The 16,791-nt window shown below is 59.6% G+C and carries 17 protein-coding genes; 12 read left to right on the top strand and 5 right to left on the bottom strand.

What is annotated here, in order from left to right:
- The first annotated feature begins 64 nt into the window (after positions 1-64).
- The 7 genes from ACQZ6D_RS21470 to ACQZ6D_RS21500 all read left to right on the top strand — a co-directional run bounded on the left by ACQZ6D_RS21470 (position 65) and on the right by ACQZ6D_RS21500 (position 8,208).
- Entirely contained in the window at positions 65-1,378 is a 1,314-nt protein-coding gene (locus ACQZ6D_RS21470) for an ABC transporter substrate-binding protein (protein ID WP_003518078.1), read from the top strand.
- A 172-nt stretch (positions 1,379-1,550) separates the two neighbouring features.
- On the top strand, positions 1,551-2,423 hold the full coding sequence (locus ACQZ6D_RS21475) for a carbohydrate ABC transporter permease (protein ID WP_013761441.1): 873 nt from the start codon (positions 1,551-1,553) through the stop codon (positions 2,421-2,423).
- Positions 2,424-2,435: 12 nt separating this feature from the next.
- Complete coding sequence (locus ACQZ6D_RS21480; RefSeq protein WP_003510506.1) at positions 2,436-3,260, top strand: carbohydrate ABC transporter permease; 825 nt, start codon at positions 2,436-2,438, stop codon at positions 3,258-3,260.
- Between the two features lie 12 nt (positions 3,261-3,272).
- A complete protein-coding gene (locus ACQZ6D_RS21485) occupies positions 3,273-4,271 on the top strand; it encodes an ABC transporter ATP-binding protein (protein WP_013761442.1) in 999 nt (332 codons plus the stop codon).
- A gap of 91 nt (positions 4,272-4,362) precedes the next feature.
- Positions 4,363-5,847, top strand: a complete 1,485-nt coding sequence (locus ACQZ6D_RS21490; protein WP_003516168.1) for a mannitol dehydrogenase family protein — start codon at positions 4,363-4,365, stop codon at positions 5,845-5,847.
- Between the two features lie 6 nt (positions 5,848-5,853).
- Positions 5,854-6,573 (top strand): HAD family hydrolase, encoded by a 720-nt coding sequence (locus tag ACQZ6D_RS21495; protein WP_003516170.1) that lies wholly within the window; start codon positions 5,854-5,856, stop codon positions 6,571-6,573.
- Positions 6,574-6,633: 60 nt separating this feature from the next.
- Positions 6,634-8,208, top strand: coding sequence for an FGGY-family carbohydrate kinase (locus ACQZ6D_RS21500; protein ID WP_448730075.1), 1,575 nt, complete (start codon positions 6,634-6,636; stop codon positions 8,206-8,208).
- Positions 8,209-8,273: 65 nt separating this feature from the next.
- Here ACQZ6D_RS21500 and ACQZ6D_RS21505 read toward each other — a convergent pair whose 3' ends face one another.
- On the bottom strand, positions 8,274-9,107 hold the full coding sequence (locus tag ACQZ6D_RS21505; RefSeq protein WP_025595058.1) for a MurR/RpiR family transcriptional regulator: 834 nt from the start codon (positions 9,105-9,107) through the stop codon (positions 8,274-8,276).
- Between the two features lie 295 nt (positions 9,108-9,402).
- On the opposite strand from ACQZ6D_RS21505, the gene ACQZ6D_RS21510 reads away from it, so the two are divergent.
- Positions 9,403-10,140 carry a sulfate transporter family protein gene (locus ACQZ6D_RS21510; protein WP_003516176.1) on the top strand — a complete coding sequence of 246 codons (738 nt, stop codon included), beginning with the start codon at positions 9,403-9,405 and terminating at the stop codon, positions 10,138-10,140.
- On the opposite strand, the gene nth is transcribed toward ACQZ6D_RS21510, so the two are convergent.
- The gene (nth, locus tag ACQZ6D_RS21515) at positions 10,102-10,884 is read right to left on the bottom strand and encodes an endonuclease III (RefSeq protein WP_003516179.1); all 783 of its coding nucleotides are present in this window, start codon (positions 10,882-10,884) and stop codon (positions 10,102-10,104) included. The two genes, ACQZ6D_RS21510 and nth, sit on opposite strands and share 39 nt — an antisense overlap.
- A 37-nt stretch (positions 10,885-10,921) precedes the next feature.
- Here nth and ACQZ6D_RS21520 point away from each other — a divergent pair, with 37 nt between their 5' ends.
- Together ACQZ6D_RS21520 and ACQZ6D_RS21525 are read left to right on the top strand one after the other, a co-directional pair.
- Entirely contained in the window at positions 10,922-11,401 is a 480-nt protein-coding gene (locus ACQZ6D_RS21520) for a DUF2244 domain-containing protein (protein ID WP_112391567.1), read from the top strand.
- 131 nt (positions 11,402-11,532) lie between these two features.
- On the top strand, positions 11,533-12,405 hold the full coding sequence (locus tag ACQZ6D_RS21525) for a methylated-DNA--[protein]-cysteine S-methyltransferase (RefSeq protein ID WP_003516183.1): 873 nt from the start codon (positions 11,533-11,535) through the stop codon (positions 12,403-12,405).
- Between the two features lie 66 nt (positions 12,406-12,471).
- Here the strand turns inward: ACQZ6D_RS21525 and ACQZ6D_RS21530 are convergent, their stop codons facing one another.
- On the bottom strand, positions 12,472-13,458 hold the full coding sequence (locus ACQZ6D_RS21530) for a sugar-binding transcriptional regulator (protein WP_448730074.1): 987 nt from the start codon (positions 13,456-13,458) through the stop codon (positions 12,472-12,474).
- Positions 13,459-13,664: 206 nt separating this feature from the next.
- Here ACQZ6D_RS21530 and tal point away from each other — a divergent pair, with 206 nt between their 5' ends.
- A complete protein-coding gene (tal, locus tag ACQZ6D_RS21535; protein ID WP_013762313.1) occupies positions 13,665-14,630 on the top strand; it encodes a transaldolase in 966 nt (321 codons plus the stop codon).
- A 105-nt stretch (positions 14,631-14,735) separates the two neighbouring features.
- Here the strand turns inward: tal and ACQZ6D_RS21540 are convergent, their stop codons facing one another.
- Positions 14,736-15,509, bottom strand: a complete 774-nt coding sequence (locus ACQZ6D_RS21540) for an IclR family transcriptional regulator (protein WP_080849771.1) — start codon at positions 15,507-15,509, stop codon at positions 14,736-14,738.
- A gap of 216 nt (positions 15,510-15,725) precedes the next feature.
- Between ACQZ6D_RS21540 and ACQZ6D_RS21545 the strand changes: the two genes are divergently transcribed.
- Positions 15,726-16,457, top strand: coding sequence for an SDR family oxidoreductase (locus ACQZ6D_RS21545; RefSeq protein ID WP_111801985.1), 732 nt, complete (start codon positions 15,726-15,728; stop codon positions 16,455-16,457).
- Between the two features lie 58 nt (positions 16,458-16,515).
- Here the strand turns inward: ACQZ6D_RS21545 and ACQZ6D_RS21550 are convergent, their stop codons facing one another.
- A complete protein-coding gene (locus tag ACQZ6D_RS21550) occupies positions 16,516-16,689 on the bottom strand; it encodes a DUF1328 domain-containing protein (RefSeq protein ID WP_003516193.1) in 174 nt (57 codons plus the stop codon).
- Positions 16,690-16,791 lie beyond the last annotated feature (102 nt).

The raw sequence follows: 16,791 nt of genomic DNA on the forward strand, positions 1-16,791 counted from the left end.
GCTGCGGGTGAGTAAATGCCCCAGAGCAAAGCGAATGCTCATAAATTTCTTCTGGGAGGAAGATATGACATTGAAGACCATTTTGCTGGGCGCATGCTCGGCACTCGCCTTTTCGACCCTTGCTTCCGCCGAAACGCTGACCATCGCCACCGTCAACAACGGCGACATGATCCGCATGCAGGGTCTGACCTCCGACTTCACCACCAAGAACCCCGACATCAAGGTGGAATGGGTCACGCTTGAAGAAAACGTCCTGCGCGAGCGCGTGACGACCGATATCGCCACCAATGGCGGTCAGTACGACATCATGACCATCGGCAACTATGAAGTGCCGATCTGGGCCAAGCAGGGCTGGCTGCTGCCGCTCGAAAAGCTTGGCGACAAATACGACGTGGATGATATTCTGCCGGCGATCCGTGGTGGTCTTTCCAGCGAAGGCAAGCTTTATGCGGCGCCGTTCTACGGCGAATCCGCCATGATCATGTATCGCAAGGACCTGTTTGAAAAAGCCGGCCTGAAGATGCCTGAAAACCCGACCTGGGAATTCATCGGTGACGCTGCCCGCAAGATTACCGATCGCAAGGCGGATATCAACGGCATGTGCCTGCGCGGCAAGGCTGGCTGGGGCGAGAACATGGCCTTCATCAGCGCGCTCACCAACTCCTTTGGCGGCCGCTGGTTCGATGAGAACTGGAAGCCGCAGTTCGATCAGCCGGAATGGAAGAGTGCTCTTCAGTTCTACGTCGATCTGATGAAGGATGCCGGTCCGTCGGGTGCTTCCTCCAACGGCTTCAACGAAAACCTGACGCTGTTCCAGCAGGGCAAATGCGGCATGTGGATCGATGCCACGGTGGCTGCTTCCTTCGTTTCAAACCCGAAGGATTCGACCGTTGCCGACAAGGTCGGTTATGCGCTCTTCCCGACGCATGGCGAACTGAAGAACCACGGCAACTGGTTGTGGTCATGGAACCTTGCTATCCCGAAGAGCTCGCAGAAGGCGGATGCCGCCGAGAAGTTCATCTCCTGGGCAACCAGCAAGGAATATACCCAACTCGTCGCTGCCAAGGAAGGCTGGGCAAACGTGCCTCCGGGTACCCGCACCTCGCTTTACAAGAATGCTGACTATGAAAAAGCAGCCGCCTTCGCCAAGCCGACGCTTGCTGCGATGGATGCCGCCGACATCACCAAACCGACCGTAAAGCCCGTGCCTTACACCGGCGGTCAGTTCGTGGCGATCCCTGAATTCCAGGCGCTCGGAACCACGGTCGGTCAGCTGTTCTCGGCGGTCGTTGCCGGCCAGTCCAGTGTCGACGATGCGCTTGCCAGCGCCCAGTCGACAGCGACGCGTGAAATGACCCGCGCCGGTTACATCAAGTAATCCTCCTGAAGATCGCTGTCCGGCGCCAATGCCGGGCAGCGAACCTTGGGGGCGCAAGCCGCGAGCTGCGCGGCGGCCTTTAAGCCTTTCAAATCAAAACTGGAATGAGCCGGTTCTTCCGGATATGCCGGGGGCATTTCGTGATGCCCGAGCCCATGGGGAGGTTAGTGCAATGGCAACACGAAACACGAGCGGTCTGGCGCGGGTTATGCTTGCGCCTTCGGTGCTGCTTTTGCTGGTGTGGATGATCGTGCCCCTGGCGATGACGCTGTGGTTTTCGTTCCAGAACTACAATCTGCTCAACCCTGCCAATGTCAGCTTCGCGGGCCTGTTCAATTACCAGTATTTCTATACCGATCCGGCCTTTTTCCAGTCGATCTTCAACACGCTTGCCATCGTCGGCGGCGTGCTTCTGATCACTGTCATCGGCGGTATTGCGATTGCGCTTCTGCTTGACCAGGACATCTTCGGTCAGGGCATCGTGCGCATCATGATCATCTCGCCCTTCTTCGTCATGCCGCCTGTTGCGGCGCTGGTGTGGAAGAACATGATCATGCACCCCGGTTACGGCGTGCTTGCCGATCTGTCGCGCTTCTTCGGCCTGCAGCCGGTCGACTGGTTCGCGCAGTTTCCGCTGCTCTCCATCATCATCATCGTCGCCTGGCAATGGCTGCCCTTTGCCACGCTGATCCTGCTCACCGCCCTCCAGTCGCTCGATGGCGAGCAGAAGGAAGCGGCCGAGATGGATGGCGCCAACTTCATCAACCGCTTCATCTACCTGACGCTGCCGCATCTTGCCCGCGCCATCACCGTCGTCATCCTCATCCAGACGATCTTCCTGCTCGGCGTTTACGCGGAAATCCTCGTCACCACCAATGGCGGCCCGGGTTATGCCTCGACCAACCTTGCCTTCCTCATCTATCGCACGGCGCTTCTGGGCTACGACGTCGGCGGCGCATCGGCCGGTGGCATCATCGCCGTCGTGCTCGCCAATATCGTCGCCATCTTCCTGATGCGCGCCGTCGGCAAGAACCTCGACCGTTAAGGAGAAGCGATCATGGCCCGCAAGACAACGACACGCGCAAAGATCGGCTTCACCATCGCGGCATGGGCCGTGGCGTTGCTGCTGTTCTTCCCGATCCTTTACGCCTTCCTCACCTCGATCAAGACCGAGCCGGAGGCGATCGCAGGCTTCAGCCTCATTCCCTCGGGCACGCTCGAAAACTACATCACCGTGCAGACCCAGCGCGATTACTTCAAGCCGTTCATGAACTCGGTCGTGCTGTCGCTCGGCTCGACGATCATCGCGCTCATGATCGCCATTCCCGCCGCCTGGGCCATGGCATTCTCGCCGACCAAACGCACCAAGGACATTTTGATGTGGATGCTCTCCACCAAGATGATGCCGGGGGTGGCGGTGCTGGTGCCGATCTACCTGATCTTCCGCAATGCCGGCCTGCTCGATACCCGCATTGGGCTGACCGTCATGCTCACCTTCATCAACCTGCCGATCGTGGTGTGGATGCTTTATACCTACTTCCGCGAAATCCCCGGCGAGATCCTTGAAGCAGCCCGCATGGATGGTGCCTCGCTCTGGAACGAGATCGTGCATGTACTGACCCCAATGGCGGTTCCGGGCATTGCCTCGACGCTGCTCCTGAACGTCATTCTTGCCTGGAACGAATCCTTCTGGACCATCCGGCTGACGACCACCAATGCGGCACCGCTGACGGCCTTCATCGCCTCCTTCTCCTCACCGCAGGGGCTGTTCTGGGCCAAGCTCTCGGCCGCCTCGATGATGGCGATCGCCCCCATTCTCGTCATCGGCTGGTTCTCGCAGAAACAACTCGTGCGTGGCCTCACCTTTGGCGCCGTGAAATAAGGAACGACAATAATGGGCAGCATTTCCCTTCAGAACGTGTCCAAGCTCTTCGGCGAGGCAAAAGTCATCCCGTCGATCGATCTCGACATCCATGACGGCGAGTTCGTCGTCTTCGTCGGCCCCTCCGGCTGCGGCAAGTCAACGCTGCTGCGCCTGATTGCCGGGCTGGAAGACGTCTCCGGCGGCAGAATAGTCATCGACGGCAACGACGCCACCGAAAAGGCCCCGGCCGAGCGCGGCCTTGCCATGGTGTTCCAGTCCTATGCGCTTTATCCGCATATGAGCGTCAGGAACAACATCGCCTTCCCGCTGAAGATGGCCAAGCTCGACAAGGCCGTCATCGACAAGAAGGTCGACGATGCCGCCCGTATCCTTAACCTCACCGATTATCTCGAACGCCGGCCCTCGCAACTGTCCGGCGGCCAGCGCCAGCGCGTGGCCATCGGCCGCGCCATCGTGCGCGAACCAAAGGCGTTCCTGTTTGACGAGCCGCTCTCCAACCTCGATGCGGCGCTGCGCGGCACCATGCGGCTGGAAATCTCCGAGCTGCACAACACGCTGAAGACGACGATGATCTACGTCACCCACGACCAGGTGGAAGCCATGACCATGGCCGACAAGATCGTGGTCCTCAACCGCGGCAATATCGAGCAGGTCGGCTCGCCGATGGAGCTTTACCGCTCGCCCGCCAACCTCTTCGTCGCCGGCTTCATCGGCTCGCCGCGCATGAACCTGGTGACCGGCGACTACGCCCGGCAAAAGGGTGCGACCACCGCCGGCGTGCGGCCCGAGCACCTGACGCTGTCGAAAGAAACCGGCCTGTGGCAGGGCAAGGTCACGGTCGCCGAACATCTCGGCTCCGACACCTTCCTCCACCTCGACGTCCCCGGCATCGGCCCCATCACCGCCAGAACCGACGGTGAATTCGAATGCAAACACGGCGATACCGTCTTCATCACACCCGATGATGCCAAAATCCACAGGTTCGATGACAAGGGCATCGCGATATGACGCGAAGACCGGAAGGCAAATCCGTGCTGCGTGCCGGGTACCTGTCATCCGGTCCTGGCACAAACAACGTTTCCCCTTCGAGGATCGTGACATGACATGCAAACTCTCCCTCGCCACGCTTGATGAAGCTAAAAAAACCGCGGCGATTCCGGCCTATTCCCGGGCCGATCTTTCCGCCGGAATCGTGCATTTCGGCGTCGGCAATTTCCATCGCGCCCATCAGGCGGTCTATCTGGACGACCTGTTCAACACCGGCGCGGACCACGACTTCGCCATTATTGGTGCGGGTGTACTGCCATCGGACGCGGTAATGCGCGAAAAACTTGCCGCACAGGATTTCCTGACCACTGTCGTGGAGCAGGACAATAATCGCACCGGTGCGCGCGTCACCGGGCCAATGATCGACATTCTGAAGGTTGGCGATACCCAAGGCATTATCGACACGCTCGCAGATCCGAAAATCCGAATTGTTTCGATGACGATTACCGAAGGCGGTTATTTCATCGATGCTTCCGGCTCCTTCAATCCGCAGCATCCCGCGATTGCCGAGGATGGCAGGAACCCGTCTTCCCCGAAAACCGTGTTCGGCCTTATCGTTGCCGGGCTGAAGGCGCGGCGCGACAAGGGGCTTTCACCCTTCACCGTCATGTCCTGCGACAACATTCCCCATAATGGCAAGGTCACCAAAAACGCGGTGGTCGGTCTCGCCGCCTTGTTCGATCCGGCCTTCGCCAACTGGATCGGCGACAACGTCGCTTTCCCCAATTCGATGGTCGACCGCATCACCCCCGCCACGGGAGAGCGCGAACGCAATATCGCCCGTGACGATTTCGGCATCGAGGACAATTGGCCGGTCTTCTGCGAAGAGTTCAAGCAATGGGTGATGGAGGATAATTTCCCGGCGGGCCGACCGGCGCTCGAAAAGGCGGGCGTTCAGTTCGTCAAGGATGTTGCGCCTTACGAGCACATGAAGATCCGCATCCTCAATGGCGGCCATGCGGCGATCGCCTATCCGGCAGCGCTGCTCGACATCCATTTCGTGCATGAGGCGATGGAGCATCCGCTGATCCGGGCGTTTCTGGCAAAGCTCGAAAAGGAAGAGATCATCCCGGTCATTCCGCCCGTGCCCGATACCGATCTTGGCGAATATTTCGGCCTGATCGAACGGCGTTTCCTCAACCCGAAAATCGGCGATACCATTCCGCGCCTCGCGCAGGATGGCTCCAACCGCCAGCCGAAATTCATCCTGCCCTCCACCGCCGACCGTCTGGCGCGCGGTGAAGATATCGTCGGTCTGTCACTGGTTTCAGCACTGTGGTGCCGTTATTTCTACGGCACCTCCGACAGCGGCAGGCAAATCACCTTCAACGACGCCAGCGCCGAGCGGCTACAGGCGGCGGCCACAAAGGCCAAGGACGACCCGATGGCCTTCCTTTCACTTGACGATATCTTCGGGGAGGTTGCCGAATCGGAGCTTTTCCGTAAACGCTTCTCTCATGCATTGACGACACTGTGGCACGAAGGCACGGCGAAGACCTTGCAGCTTTATCTGGATGACAAGCTGGCTGAAAAGTGACGTGAGATGCGAGACGGAACCGGACCTCTTCTGATTTTCGACTGCGACGGCGTTCTGGTCGACAGCGAGCCGGTCTCCATCTCGGTTCTTCTCGACATGCTCTCCCATCTTGGCGTGGAGATGGGGGAGGAAGAGGCCTACAACCGCTTTCTCGGTCGCAGCGTTGCCAGCATGACGACGACTTTGTTTGAGGAATACGGTATCGAGACCGACATCGATTTTCTCGAGCATATGCGCGCGACGCTGTTTGAGCGTTTCCGCACCGAGTTGCGTCCCATCGACGGCATTGCCGAAACGCTGGACAGGCTGGTGGCCTTCAAACGCTGCGTTGCCTCCTCAAGTCAACCGGAACGCATCCGTTACTCGCTGGGGCTGACCGGTCTCATCGATAAATTTGAGCCGCATGTTTTCAGCGCCACCATGGTGAAGAACGGCAAGCCGGCACCCGACCTTTTCCTGCATGCGGCGAGGCAGATGGGCACTGATCCGCGTCAGTGCATCGTGATCGAGGACAGCCCGGCGGGCATTGCGGCGGCGAAGGCAGCCGGCATGGCGGTTTTTGCCTTCACCGGCGGCTCGCATGCGCGGTTTCCGGCATTTCGCGAAAAGATCGCGGAGCTCGGGGCCAATGCCACGTTTGACGCCATGGAAGATTTGGTTCAACTTGTCGGGGATTATATGGGGAAGGGCGGTTTTGACAGCCAGGTGGAACGTGACGCAGGCTGAAGGAAACCATGCCTGCCACCGCCCGGAGGTCGTTACGCAAGGGATGGAACTGAAGTCTTGATGCGTCAAAATCTCGTCGCTGTCGATGTCGGAACGGCGAGCGCCCGCGCCGGGATTTTCGACCCGACCGGCAGGCTTCTCGCCCGCTCAACCCATCCCATCCTGATGCAAAGGCCGCAGGAAAACCACGCCGAACACGATTCCACCGATATATGGAACGCCGTCTGCCTTGCGGTGAGAGCAGCGCTTGCCGATGCGGGTGTGTCACCCGACAGCATAGCCGCCATTGGTTTTGATGCTACCTGCTCGCTCGTTATCCGTGATGAGCGTGGGGAACCGGTTTCTGTCTCCGTCACGGGCAAAGACCGGTTCGACACCATCGTCTGGCTGGACCATCGGGCAATCGGCGAGGCCGACCGGCTGACGGCATCCGGCCACCGCGTGCTGGATTTCGCCGGTAAAAGCGTGTCACCGGAAATGCAGATGCCGAAGCTGATGTGGCTGAAGGCGAATTTGCCGGCAAGCTGGGCGCGCATGTCTTTCGCCTTCGATCTGGCGGACTTCCTGACATGGAAGGCAACCGGTTCCACCAAGCGTTCAAATTGCACGCAGACGGCGAAGTGGAATTTTCTGGCGCAGGAAAATCCCGGCTGGCAGGCGGATTATCTCAATCTTGCCGGGCTTGGCGATCTGAAACAGCGGGCAGGCCTGCCCGAAACGACCGTGATGCCGGGCACAGCCATCGGCCCGCTTTCGCCCGAGGCTGCCGCCGAACTCGGCCTTGACACCGGCTGTCAGGTGGCGGCGGGCATGATCGATGCTTACGCCGGCACGCTGGGTGCGCTTGGCGGATGCCTTTCTGATGATGTGGGTAAACATGTGGCGCTGATCGCCGGCACCTCCAGCTGCCTTGTCGCCATGTCCGAGCGGCAGATGCCAGGCCACAGCCTGTGGGGTCCCTATTGGCAGGCGGTGCTGCCCGGCCACTGGCTGGTGGAGGGCGGGCAATCTGCCACCGGCGCGCTGCTTGATCATATCGTGCGCATGCACGCGGCGGGCGGAGAGCCGGATACGGCGCTGCACGCCCGCATCGTTGCGCGGGTTACCGAATTGCGCGCGCTCGAGGGCGCGGCCTTTGCCGAACGGCTACATGTACTGCCGGATTTCCACGGCAACCGCTCACCGCTCGCCGATCCGCATGCGGTGGGCGTCGTCAGCGGGCTGACGCTCGATACATCCTTCGACAGTCTTTGCCGGCTCTACTGGCGCACTGCCGTGGCGATTGCGCTTGGCGCGCGCCATGTGCTCGATGCGATGGAGCGTTTCGGTTATGCCGTCGAAAGCCTGCACGTTACCGGCGGCCATGTGAAGAACCCGCTGTTGATGGAGCTTTACGCTGATGTGACTGGCAAGTGCATCGTCGTGCCTGCCACAGCCGACGCCGTTCTTCTCGGCACGGCGATGACGGCGGCAGCCGCCGGCGGTGTGCATGCGGGCCTTGCAGCGGCGGGTGCCGCCATGTATCCGGGCAATACGGAAATCCCAGGCAATCCGGCGCTCACACCGCTTTACGAGCGGGATTATCGCCGTTTTCTCGCCATGCACCGCCATCGCCAGGAGCTGGAAAGCCTCTGATCTTTGCCGACAACGGCAGGTAAGGTCGTGGCGGACGGGCGCGATCCGTTTCCTCCCGCCGAGGGTCAGATGCCAAGCGAGCGTTTCAGGCCGGTTAGGTTTTTCATGCGTGCCGTGCGCTGCTCGTCGGCTCCGGCAATCAGGCTGCAGAGGGTGAATTCCATCAGCGCAACGAGCTGCAGCAGGCCTTGTCCGCCGGTCTGGGTGTGCGGCATGGCAAGACAGATATCGGCGCTTTCCGGTCCCCATTCATAAAACCGGGTGGTGATCAACAGGGTTCTGTAGCCGCTCTTTCGCGCTGTCGCAGAAAGGCTCTGCAAGGGCGTGATGCTGCCGCCGCAATCCATGAGGATGAGAAGCGCTTCTGCGGGATCGAAGTCCCAAAGGGCGATATAGGCGGCGCTGTCGCTGCCGAGGAAGTGCACGCGTCTGCGATACTCCAGCAACCGCCCGTGAAAGTGCCTTCCAGTGCCAAGGCCTTCCGGTGACGTTGCCAGAAAAACATCTGCCGCCGAAGCGATCTCGCTCATGGCGACGCGCCATATCGGCTGGTCCGTCATTTCGAAAGCAGCCTGAATGGCCTGGATCTGTTGGGAAAGGAGTTGCGAAAACGGATTGGACTTCTGATCGCCGCTTTCAACAATAGCGGGCTGGTCCACGCCCGCGGTCTCTTCGGCGTGGCGCAGATCGATGCGAATATCGCTGAATTGCCGGTATCCGAGCGAGCGCAGAAAACGTCCAACCGTCATCGGACTGAGACTGAGCTTGGCAGCCAGCGTCTGCGCCGTCTCAAACGGCAATTCGTCCAGATGCTCGATCAGATATTTGGCGATCTTGCGCTCTGAAGGCGTACCGGCCTTCATGGCACGGGTCAGATTCAACAGTAGCTGTTCCACCAACGCCTCATTCTTTTATATTTATGAACGATGATGCATCCGCGCGCCCGGGCGAGCGTGCGAACCGCGACTTGTCGGTGGGGGCGAGCTTTTCCGGCCTTGTCCTCCACCGGACCGGAATGCGAATTCTAATAGATAGATTATTATATTTTAGAGACGTCTTTTATTCAAGGGAAATTCCATCAGCGGTTTAATTCCCAACAGCGACGTCTTCATTCCTGTCTTGCGGAGCGGATGGGCGGCGCCTATCTCTCCTGAATGCCAGTTTAAAACGCGAGAGGCGTCACAGGAGTTCCGAATGATTTTTAATGCGGCGAGGCTTGCCTTCAGCAATCTTTTTGCCACCGAGACCCGGTCGGTGTTCTGGAAGGTTCTAGGGCTGACGCTTCTGGTGCTGGCAGCGCTGTGGTTCGCCATCCGCTCTGTCTTCATCTATTTCGCCTTGCCGTGGGTGGATACGCTGATCCCCAGCGTGCCTGACTGGGCGGGATGGCTGACTTTCGTTTTCGCCATTTTCGCCGGAATCGGGCTGGCTTTGGCGTTGGCCTTGCTGATCTCGCCCGTCACTGCCGTTATTGCCGGATTGTTTCTCGACGATGTCGCCGAAGTCGTGGAGAAAAAGACCTATCCCGATGATCCGCCGGGCAAGGCGATGCCCATCGGTGAGGCCGTGGTGTCATCGATCAAGTTCTTTGGCGTCGTCATTGCCGGCAACCTGATTGCGCTTTTGTTGCTGCTGGTGCCGGGCGTCAACCTCATCGCCTTTTTTCTGGTGAACGGTTATCTGCTGGGCCGGGAGTTCTTCGAATTTGCAGCCATGCGTTTCCGCTCGCCCGCTGACGCGCGGCTGTTCCGGCTGAAACACCGCACAACCGTGTTCATGGCCGGGCTGGTGATTGCAGCGTTCCTTGCAATCCCCTTCCTCAACCTTCTGACGCCGCTTTTTGCGGCTTCGATGATGGTGCATCTGCACAAGGCCGTCAGCCGGCGCGATCCGTCATTCGCCGCTGGCCGCACCGAACAATTGCGCGGGTAGTTCCACGAGCGGAGCTGGAATATCGAAGGTCTTTTCCGGTGACTTGCAGATATCGGCAATCACGCAGCGCTCGCATTCCGGTTTGCGCGCCTTGCAGCAATAACGCCCGTGCAGGATCAGCCAGTGATGGGCATGGAACAGATATTCTTCGGGAATGATGCGGACGAGCCGGTCTTCCACTTCATCCGGGGTTTTCCCCGGCGCAAGACAGAGCCGGTTGGCAATACGAAAAACATGGGTGTCCACGGCGAGTGTGGGCACACCGAAGGCCATCGACATCACCACATTGGCCGTCTTGCGGCCCACGCCGGGCAGGGTCACCAGCTCCTCGCGCGTCCTCGGCACCTCGCCGCCGAAATTGTCGATCAGCATCTGTGACAAAGCGATAACGTTCTTGGCCTTGTTGCGGTAAAGCCCGATGGTCTTGATATGGCCGATCAGCTCCTCCTCGCCAAGTGCCAGCATTTTTTCCGGCGTATCGGCCACCTTGAACAGCGCCCGCGTCGCCCGGTTTACGCCCACATCGGTCGCCTGCGCCGAAAGCGCCACGGCCACCAGCAGGGTAAAGGGGTTGGTATGTTCCAGCTCGCCTTTCGGCTCCGGCCGCTGAATGGAGAAACGGCGGAAGATCTCGTTCAACTCGTCCTTCGAATAGATCGTCTTCACACGCGCCGGTCTGCGGGCGGATGTCGCATTTGACTTTTTCAATGTTTGGGTGCTGGATCGTTTTTTGGCGACTGTCATGACCTATCTATAGCCAGCCCGCCCTGAGGAAATCAACGTGGATACGCTCAACGATCAGCCGATTTTTGCGGCGGAACTCGTTCCGCACCGTTCGCTCGGAAGAAGGGGTTTCCGGCTGCTTCTCGCCTTGTCCGGGCTTGCCTGCCTCCTCCATGGCGGCTTTTTCCTCACCACTGGCGCATGGCCCGTCGGCCTGTTCCTCGGGTTGGATTTTCTGCTGCTTTATGTCGCCTTTCGCGCCAATTACCGGGCAGCGAAGGCGCGGGAAGAGGTGAGCGTCTCGCGCACCAGCCTGTCTATCCGCAAATTCTCCCCGACTGGCCGCGTCGTCGAGCATCGTTTCAACCCATTCTGGGCCCGCTTCAGGGTTCAGCGGCACGAGGAAATCGGCATCGTCTCCATGCATGTAACGGGCGAAGGCAAGGCAACGGATATTGGCTCGTTTCTCAATCCGGAAGACCGGGAAAGCTTCGCCAAGGCTTTCGGCGGTGCGTTGGCGACGGTGCGGCGGATGTGAGCGGATAATTCCGCTTAAAACCCGTCAATCGGCTCGAGGCCGGTATCTCGGCAGAAACTGAGTACGGCGCAAGAAACGGGTGGAGACCGACGCGCTTTGATGGTTTTCTGTGAGGCGTTAGGAGACATGCGATGAACGCCAATATCATGCTGAATGAAGACATCACCCCCATCGGTTCGGATTATGATACGGTGCGCGGGGTTATCGAGCTTTTGACGCTGGATTATCGCGACCAGCCGTCCCTTGAAGCCATTGCCGCAAGGCTCGGCCAGTCGCCGACGCAATTGCAGAAGACCTTCACCCGCTGGGCCGGTCTTTCCCCCAAGGCGTTTTTGCAGGCCGTAACGCTCGATCATGCCAAAAGGTTGTTGCGCGAAGAGGATCTGCCGCTGCTGGAAACCTCGATCGAGGTCGGCATGTCTGGGCCCGGCCGCCTGCACGATCTGTTCGTCACCCACGAGGCCATGTCTCCAGGCGAATGGAAGGCCAAGGGCGGTGGGTTGACGATCCGGTACGGTTTCCATGTTTCACCCTTCGGTCTTGCATTGGTCATGGTGACCGATCGCGGCCTTGCCGGCTGCGCTTTCGCCGATCCCGGCGAGGAAAGAGCCTGTTTCGAGGACATGGCAGGTCGCTGGCCGAATGCGGATTATGTCGAGGATCGTGAAGCCACCGCGCCCTATGCCGCACGTATTTTCGAACCGACGCTGTGGTCGGCGGACCGGCCATTGCGGGTCGTACTGCTCGGCACGGATTTTCAGGTGCGGGTATGGGAAAGCCTTCTGAAAATTCCCATGGGCCGCGCCGTTACCTATTCGCACATCGCCTGCGATATCGGCCAGCCAACTGCCTCCCGTGCGGTCGGTGCAGCTGTTGGCGCGAACCCGGTCTCCTTCGTCGTTCCTTGCCATCGCGCTGTGGGAAAAAGCGGGGCGCTCACGGGTTATCACTGGGGCCTTACCCGCAAACGGGCGATGTTGGGATGGGAAACAGGGAAGGTGTGAGGCAGCTCTCCCTCATCCCTGTGACAGGCGCAGGAATGAGGAACAGCCTGGGTCGCCTGTCGAGGCCTAAACCAGTTCCATCAACGCTCTGGCCGCCGCCTCGTCTGTAATCAGCGTATTGCACCCGATGCGCTTGATGGTGGCGCGGATGGCGATGGCGCGGTGGGCGCCGCCGGAGGCGAGCACGATGTGTTTGGCCTTGCGCAGCGTGTCTAGATCGATCGCCATGGCGCGCTCGTTGATCGGGTGATCGACGGAGCGGCCTTCCGCGTCGATGAAGTTGAACATGGTGTCGCAGACGCAGCCGGCATCGACGAGTTCCTGAAGCGTTTCCTTCGAAATGAAACCTTCCGAAAGCGAAGTGGAATGCGGGCCGATATCGCCGCAGGATACGATGGCGAGGTCGAGCGTTTCGGCCAGATCATAAAGCGTGGCAAGTCCGCATTTCTCAATCAGCGCCCGTTTGGTCTCGACGGAGTCTACCAGCAGCGGTGCAAGGAACATGTAACATTCCGCCCCAAGCGCGCTTGCCAGCCGCCAGGTGTAGTCAAGCGGGTTTGTCTGGTGCACGGCGACGATACCGCCGAGCAGCGAGACGACCTTGCAGTTTTCCCGGCGCGGCGGGCGAAAGCTGGATAGCGAGGCGGTCATGGTGCGGCCCCAGCCGACGCCGATGGTGGCGTCGTTCGGCACCGCTTCGGAGAGGAATTGCCCGAGCGCCAGGCCAACGGCCTTGGCCGTGCCTTCGGCATTCGCCTTGCCGGGGGAGGGGCCGGGGGAGGGAATGATCACCGCCTCATCCAGCCCATAAGCTGCCTCCAGCCTGCCGGCCAGTTCGACGAAATCCTCGATGCCCTCGTTGATCCAGATCTGTACTTCGGAGCGTTTCATCGCCTCGTCCAGAAGGCGTATGACGGTGGAGCGGCTGATGCCGAGCTTCTCGGCGACATCTTTCTGCGTCAAACCCTGATTATAGTAGAGCCATGCGGCACGCAGCCTCAGCGAAGCCGCTTCCGAATAGGCCGTATGGGTTTCTCTTCTCAGTTTCGCCACGGTTTTTGTCACTCTCTTTATGGGGCGGAGTATCGCAGGCATGAAACTTATGTCAATTGCGATGCGCAAATGTCTTGACTTTCGACCTTGCCGCTTGCGATAGTCGGAGCCGGACAAAACCGTGATTTCGGCCTTGGGCGCACCATGGTGCGGGAACGAAAAGACGGCTGTGCAAGTTTACAAGAGATCATGAAGGATCATTCGCCATGACGTCCAAACTCGAACAACTTCGCGCTATCACCACGGTCGTTGCCGATACCGGCGACATCGAGGCGGTTGCGCGCCTGAAGCCGGTGGATTGCACCACCAACCCCACCATCGTTCTGAAGGCGCTCGGCACCCCCGCTTTTGCGGATGCGGTGAAGGAAGCCGTTGCCTGGGGCAAGAAACAAGGCGGCCAGTCTGACGCTGTCGTTGCGGCCGTTGCCGACCGTCTTGCCATTTCCGTCGGTGCAGCCCTTGCAGGTCTGGTTCCCGGCCGCGTATCGACGGAAGTCGATGCCGACCTGTCCTTCGACACACAGGCCTCCATCACCAAGGCACGCCACATCATCGCCTCCTACAAGGAGCGCGGTATCGAGCGTGAACGCATCCTCATCAAGCTGGCTTCCACATGGGAAGGCATCAAGGCCGCGGAAGTCCTGCAGTCCGAGGGCATCGATTGCAACCTGACTCTGCTGTTCTCGCAGGCACAGGCCATCGCCTGCGCGGAAGCCAAAGCTTTCCTCATCTCGCCCTTCGTCGGCCGCATCCTCGACTGGTACAAGAAGTCGACCGGCGAGACCTACACTGCCGAGACCGATCCGGGCGTCGTTTCGGTGCGCAGCATCTACAATTACTACAAGGCCAATGGCATCGGCACCGTCGTCATGGGCGCATCGTTCCGTAATGTCGGCGAGATCGAAGCGCTTGCCGGTTGCGACCGCCTGACGATCAGCCCGGCGCTGCTGGAAGAACTGGACAAGGACACCGGCACGCTTGAGCGCAAGCTTTCGCCCGACAATGTGAAGGCCGAGCCGCTGCAGTCGCTCGATGAAAAGGCGTTCCGCTGGGCAATGAACGAAGACGCGATGGCAACCGAGAAGCTCTCGGAAGGCATCCGCCTGTTCGCCAAGGATCTGGTAACGCTGCGCGAAATGGTCCGCAAGGAACTGACGCTGGCTGCCGCCTGATAACAAAAAGGGGAACCATCCCGGTCCCCTTTGCGTTTAAGATACAGAAATCTCCAGTCACTTTAAACGCGATCGGTCCCTGCCGGTCGCGTTTTTTTGTGCGTCTCAGATGGTTCCCTGACCCGTCGCCACTTCGGAAATGCGCCTTGCCGCATCGCGGATCAGTACCTCGCAGGCCTCGCGCGTCGGGGCCTTGCCGCCAAGCGGGGTGATATAGGGGCAGGTGATGACGGCAAGTGCGGTACCATCTAGTGTAAGCACCGGGGCGGAAATATTGCGCACGCCTGCGGTCTGCATGCTGTCCATGGATTCGAAACCATTCCTGCGAACTTCCGCCAGCCGCTCCTCAAGGTATGAAGGCTCGGTTTCCCCGCCACCGCGCACCTGCTCGGTGATCATGATCTTGCGCTGTACCTCGTTCTGGAAGGCCAGCAGCACATGGCCGGAACCGGTCTGGAAGAGGCTCATCTGCGCGCCCACCCGCATGGACATCGCCCAATAGGTGGAGGACTCCTGTTGGGCGATGACGACAACACTGCCGCGGTCGTAAACGGCCAGATGACAGGCCTGCTCGGCGCTTGCGGAAAAATCGCGCATCACCGGGGCTGCGAAAGAGACCAACCGGCGCACCGGCGCGTGAAAATGTGCGAGCCCGAACATTTTCAGCGTCAGCGAAAACCGGTCACCCTCCAGCCGCTGTACGTAACCACGGCGCACCAGGCGGTCCAGCATGCGGTAAAGCTCGTTCGGGGTTTTGCCTATGGCCTTGGCAATCTCGATCTGCGTCAGCCCGCCATCCGTGCGGGCGAGAAGCTCCAGAATGTCCAGACCCTTGTCGAGGGCGGGGGCGCGATATCTTTCGCTGTCGTCTTCGGTCATCTTGCCTCGGTGGCGTTTTGCAGGATTGCCTGGCGGGAAATGCACTTTTTAAATACCGTTGCCGCACGCTGCCGTTTTGCGCAAGCCTGCTTGACGTTACATGAATACCGCGTTTACATATGAATTGTCGATCCATATTTGAGATCAATGAAATTCACTGGCGAAATTCAGCGGCTCGGCCCCAGCGGGCGGGTGCGCCGTAGCGGGAGGCTATTCATGGTGCAGGATTTTAACGGGCGGACAGTGGTGATCACCGCAGCCGGCCAGGGTATCGGCCGTGCGACGGCGGAGCGATTCATATCGCTCGGTGCGCGCGTCATCGCCACTGATATCAACGAGCAGGCGCTCTCGACCCTGAAAGGTGCGGAAACGCGGGCTCTGAACGTGCTGGATGGCGATGGTGTGAAGGCTTTTGCTGCCGATATCGGCCATGCGGATGTTCTGTTCAACTGTGCGGGTTTCGTTCATTCCGGCACCATTCTCGATTGCGAGGAAAAGGACTGGGATTTCTCCTTCGACCTCAATGCCAAGGCCATGTACCGCACCTGCCGCGCCTTTCTGCCAGGCATGCTGGAAAAGGGTAAGGGCGCAATCGTCAACATGTCCTCCGTCGCATCCAGCGTGAAGGGCGTGCCGAACCGTTTCGCCTACACCGCCTCCAAGGCGGCGGTTGTCGGTCTGACCAAGGCAATTGCTGCTGATTTCGTCACCAAGGGTATTCGCTGCAACGCCATTTGCCCAGGCACAGTGGATAGCCCGTCCTTGCACGACCGCCTGCGCGCCACCGGCAATTACGAACAGGCCCTGGCCGACTTCATTGCCCGCCAGCCTATGGGCCGCATTGCCACGCCGGAAGAAATCGCCGCACTCGTCACCTATCTCGCTTCGGATGAGGCAGGTTTCACCACTGGCCAGATCCATGTGATCGACGGTGGCTGGACAGGCTGATAATTCTATACGGGAGAGAGGAGAAGGCGACCGGCCCAAAAGCCGGTCGCCTTTTTTGTTACGCCACCACGCTTCCAGCGATCAGTGCAAGCACGAGGAAGACCAGGAAGATCACGACGGCGATGAAGAACAGGATACGGGCAATGCCCGACGCCGCTGCCGAAATGCCGGTAAAGCCGAATACGCCCGCGATCAACGAAATAACAAAGAAAATAAGAGCCCATTTCAGCATGGAGCTTCCCCTTTCGCTTAATTTTCATGAGTTTGCCGCTTGAGGGCAAGCTCATGAAAATGACGCGCAAAAGGGGAAAATGTTCCACTCGCCCGCAAAAAT

The sequence above is a fragment of the Agrobacterium sp. 22-3639C2 genome (genome assembly GCF_053522105.1).

Excerpts from the sequence above, each read along its gene's own strand:
- ACQZ6D_RS21550 (WP_003516193.1), bottom strand. The coding sequence starts at position 16,689 with ATGCTGAAATGGGCTCTTATTTTCTTTGTTATTTCGTTGATCGCGGGC.
- ACQZ6D_RS21545 (WP_111801985.1), top strand. The coding sequence starts at position 15,726 with ATGGTGCAGGATTTTAACGGGCGGACAGTGGTGATCACCGCAGCCGGC.
- ACQZ6D_RS21470 (WP_003518078.1), top strand. The coding sequence starts at position 65 with ATGACATTGAAGACCATTTTGCTGGGCGCATGCTCGGCACTCGCCTTT.
- ACQZ6D_RS21540 (WP_080849771.1), bottom strand. The coding sequence starts at position 15,509 with ATGACCGAAGACGACAGCGAAAGATATCGCGCCCCCGCCCTCGACAAG.
- ACQZ6D_RS21525 (WP_003516183.1), top strand. The coding sequence starts at position 11,533 with ATGAACGCCAATATCATGCTGAATGAAGACATCACCCCCATCGGTTCG.
- ACQZ6D_RS21475 (WP_013761441.1), top strand. The coding sequence starts at position 1,551 with ATGGCAACACGAAACACGAGCGGTCTGGCGCGGGTTATGCTTGCGCCT.
- nth (WP_003516179.1), bottom strand. The coding sequence starts at position 10,884 with ATGACAGTCGCCAAAAAACGATCCAGCACCCAAACATTGAAAAAGTCA.
- tal (WP_013762313.1), top strand. The coding sequence starts at position 13,665 with ATGACGTCCAAACTCGAACAACTTCGCGCTATCACCACGGTCGTTGCC.
- ACQZ6D_RS21500 (WP_448730075.1), top strand. The coding sequence starts at position 6,634 with ATGCGTCAAAATCTCGTCGCTGTCGATGTCGGAACGGCGAGCGCCCGC.
- ACQZ6D_RS21480 (WP_003510506.1), top strand. The coding sequence starts at position 2,436 with ATGGCCCGCAAGACAACGACACGCGCAAAGATCGGCTTCACCATCGCG.
- ACQZ6D_RS21490 (WP_003516168.1), top strand. The coding sequence starts at position 4,363 with ATGACATGCAAACTCTCCCTCGCCACGCTTGATGAAGCTAAAAAAACC.
- ACQZ6D_RS21495 (WP_003516170.1), top strand. The coding sequence starts at position 5,854 with ATGCGAGACGGAACCGGACCTCTTCTGATTTTCGACTGCGACGGCGTT.
- ACQZ6D_RS21485 (WP_013761442.1), top strand. The coding sequence starts at position 3,273 with ATGGGCAGCATTTCCCTTCAGAACGTGTCCAAGCTCTTCGGCGAGGCA.
- ACQZ6D_RS21510 (WP_003516176.1), top strand. The coding sequence starts at position 9,403 with ATGATTTTTAATGCGGCGAGGCTTGCCTTCAGCAATCTTTTTGCCACC.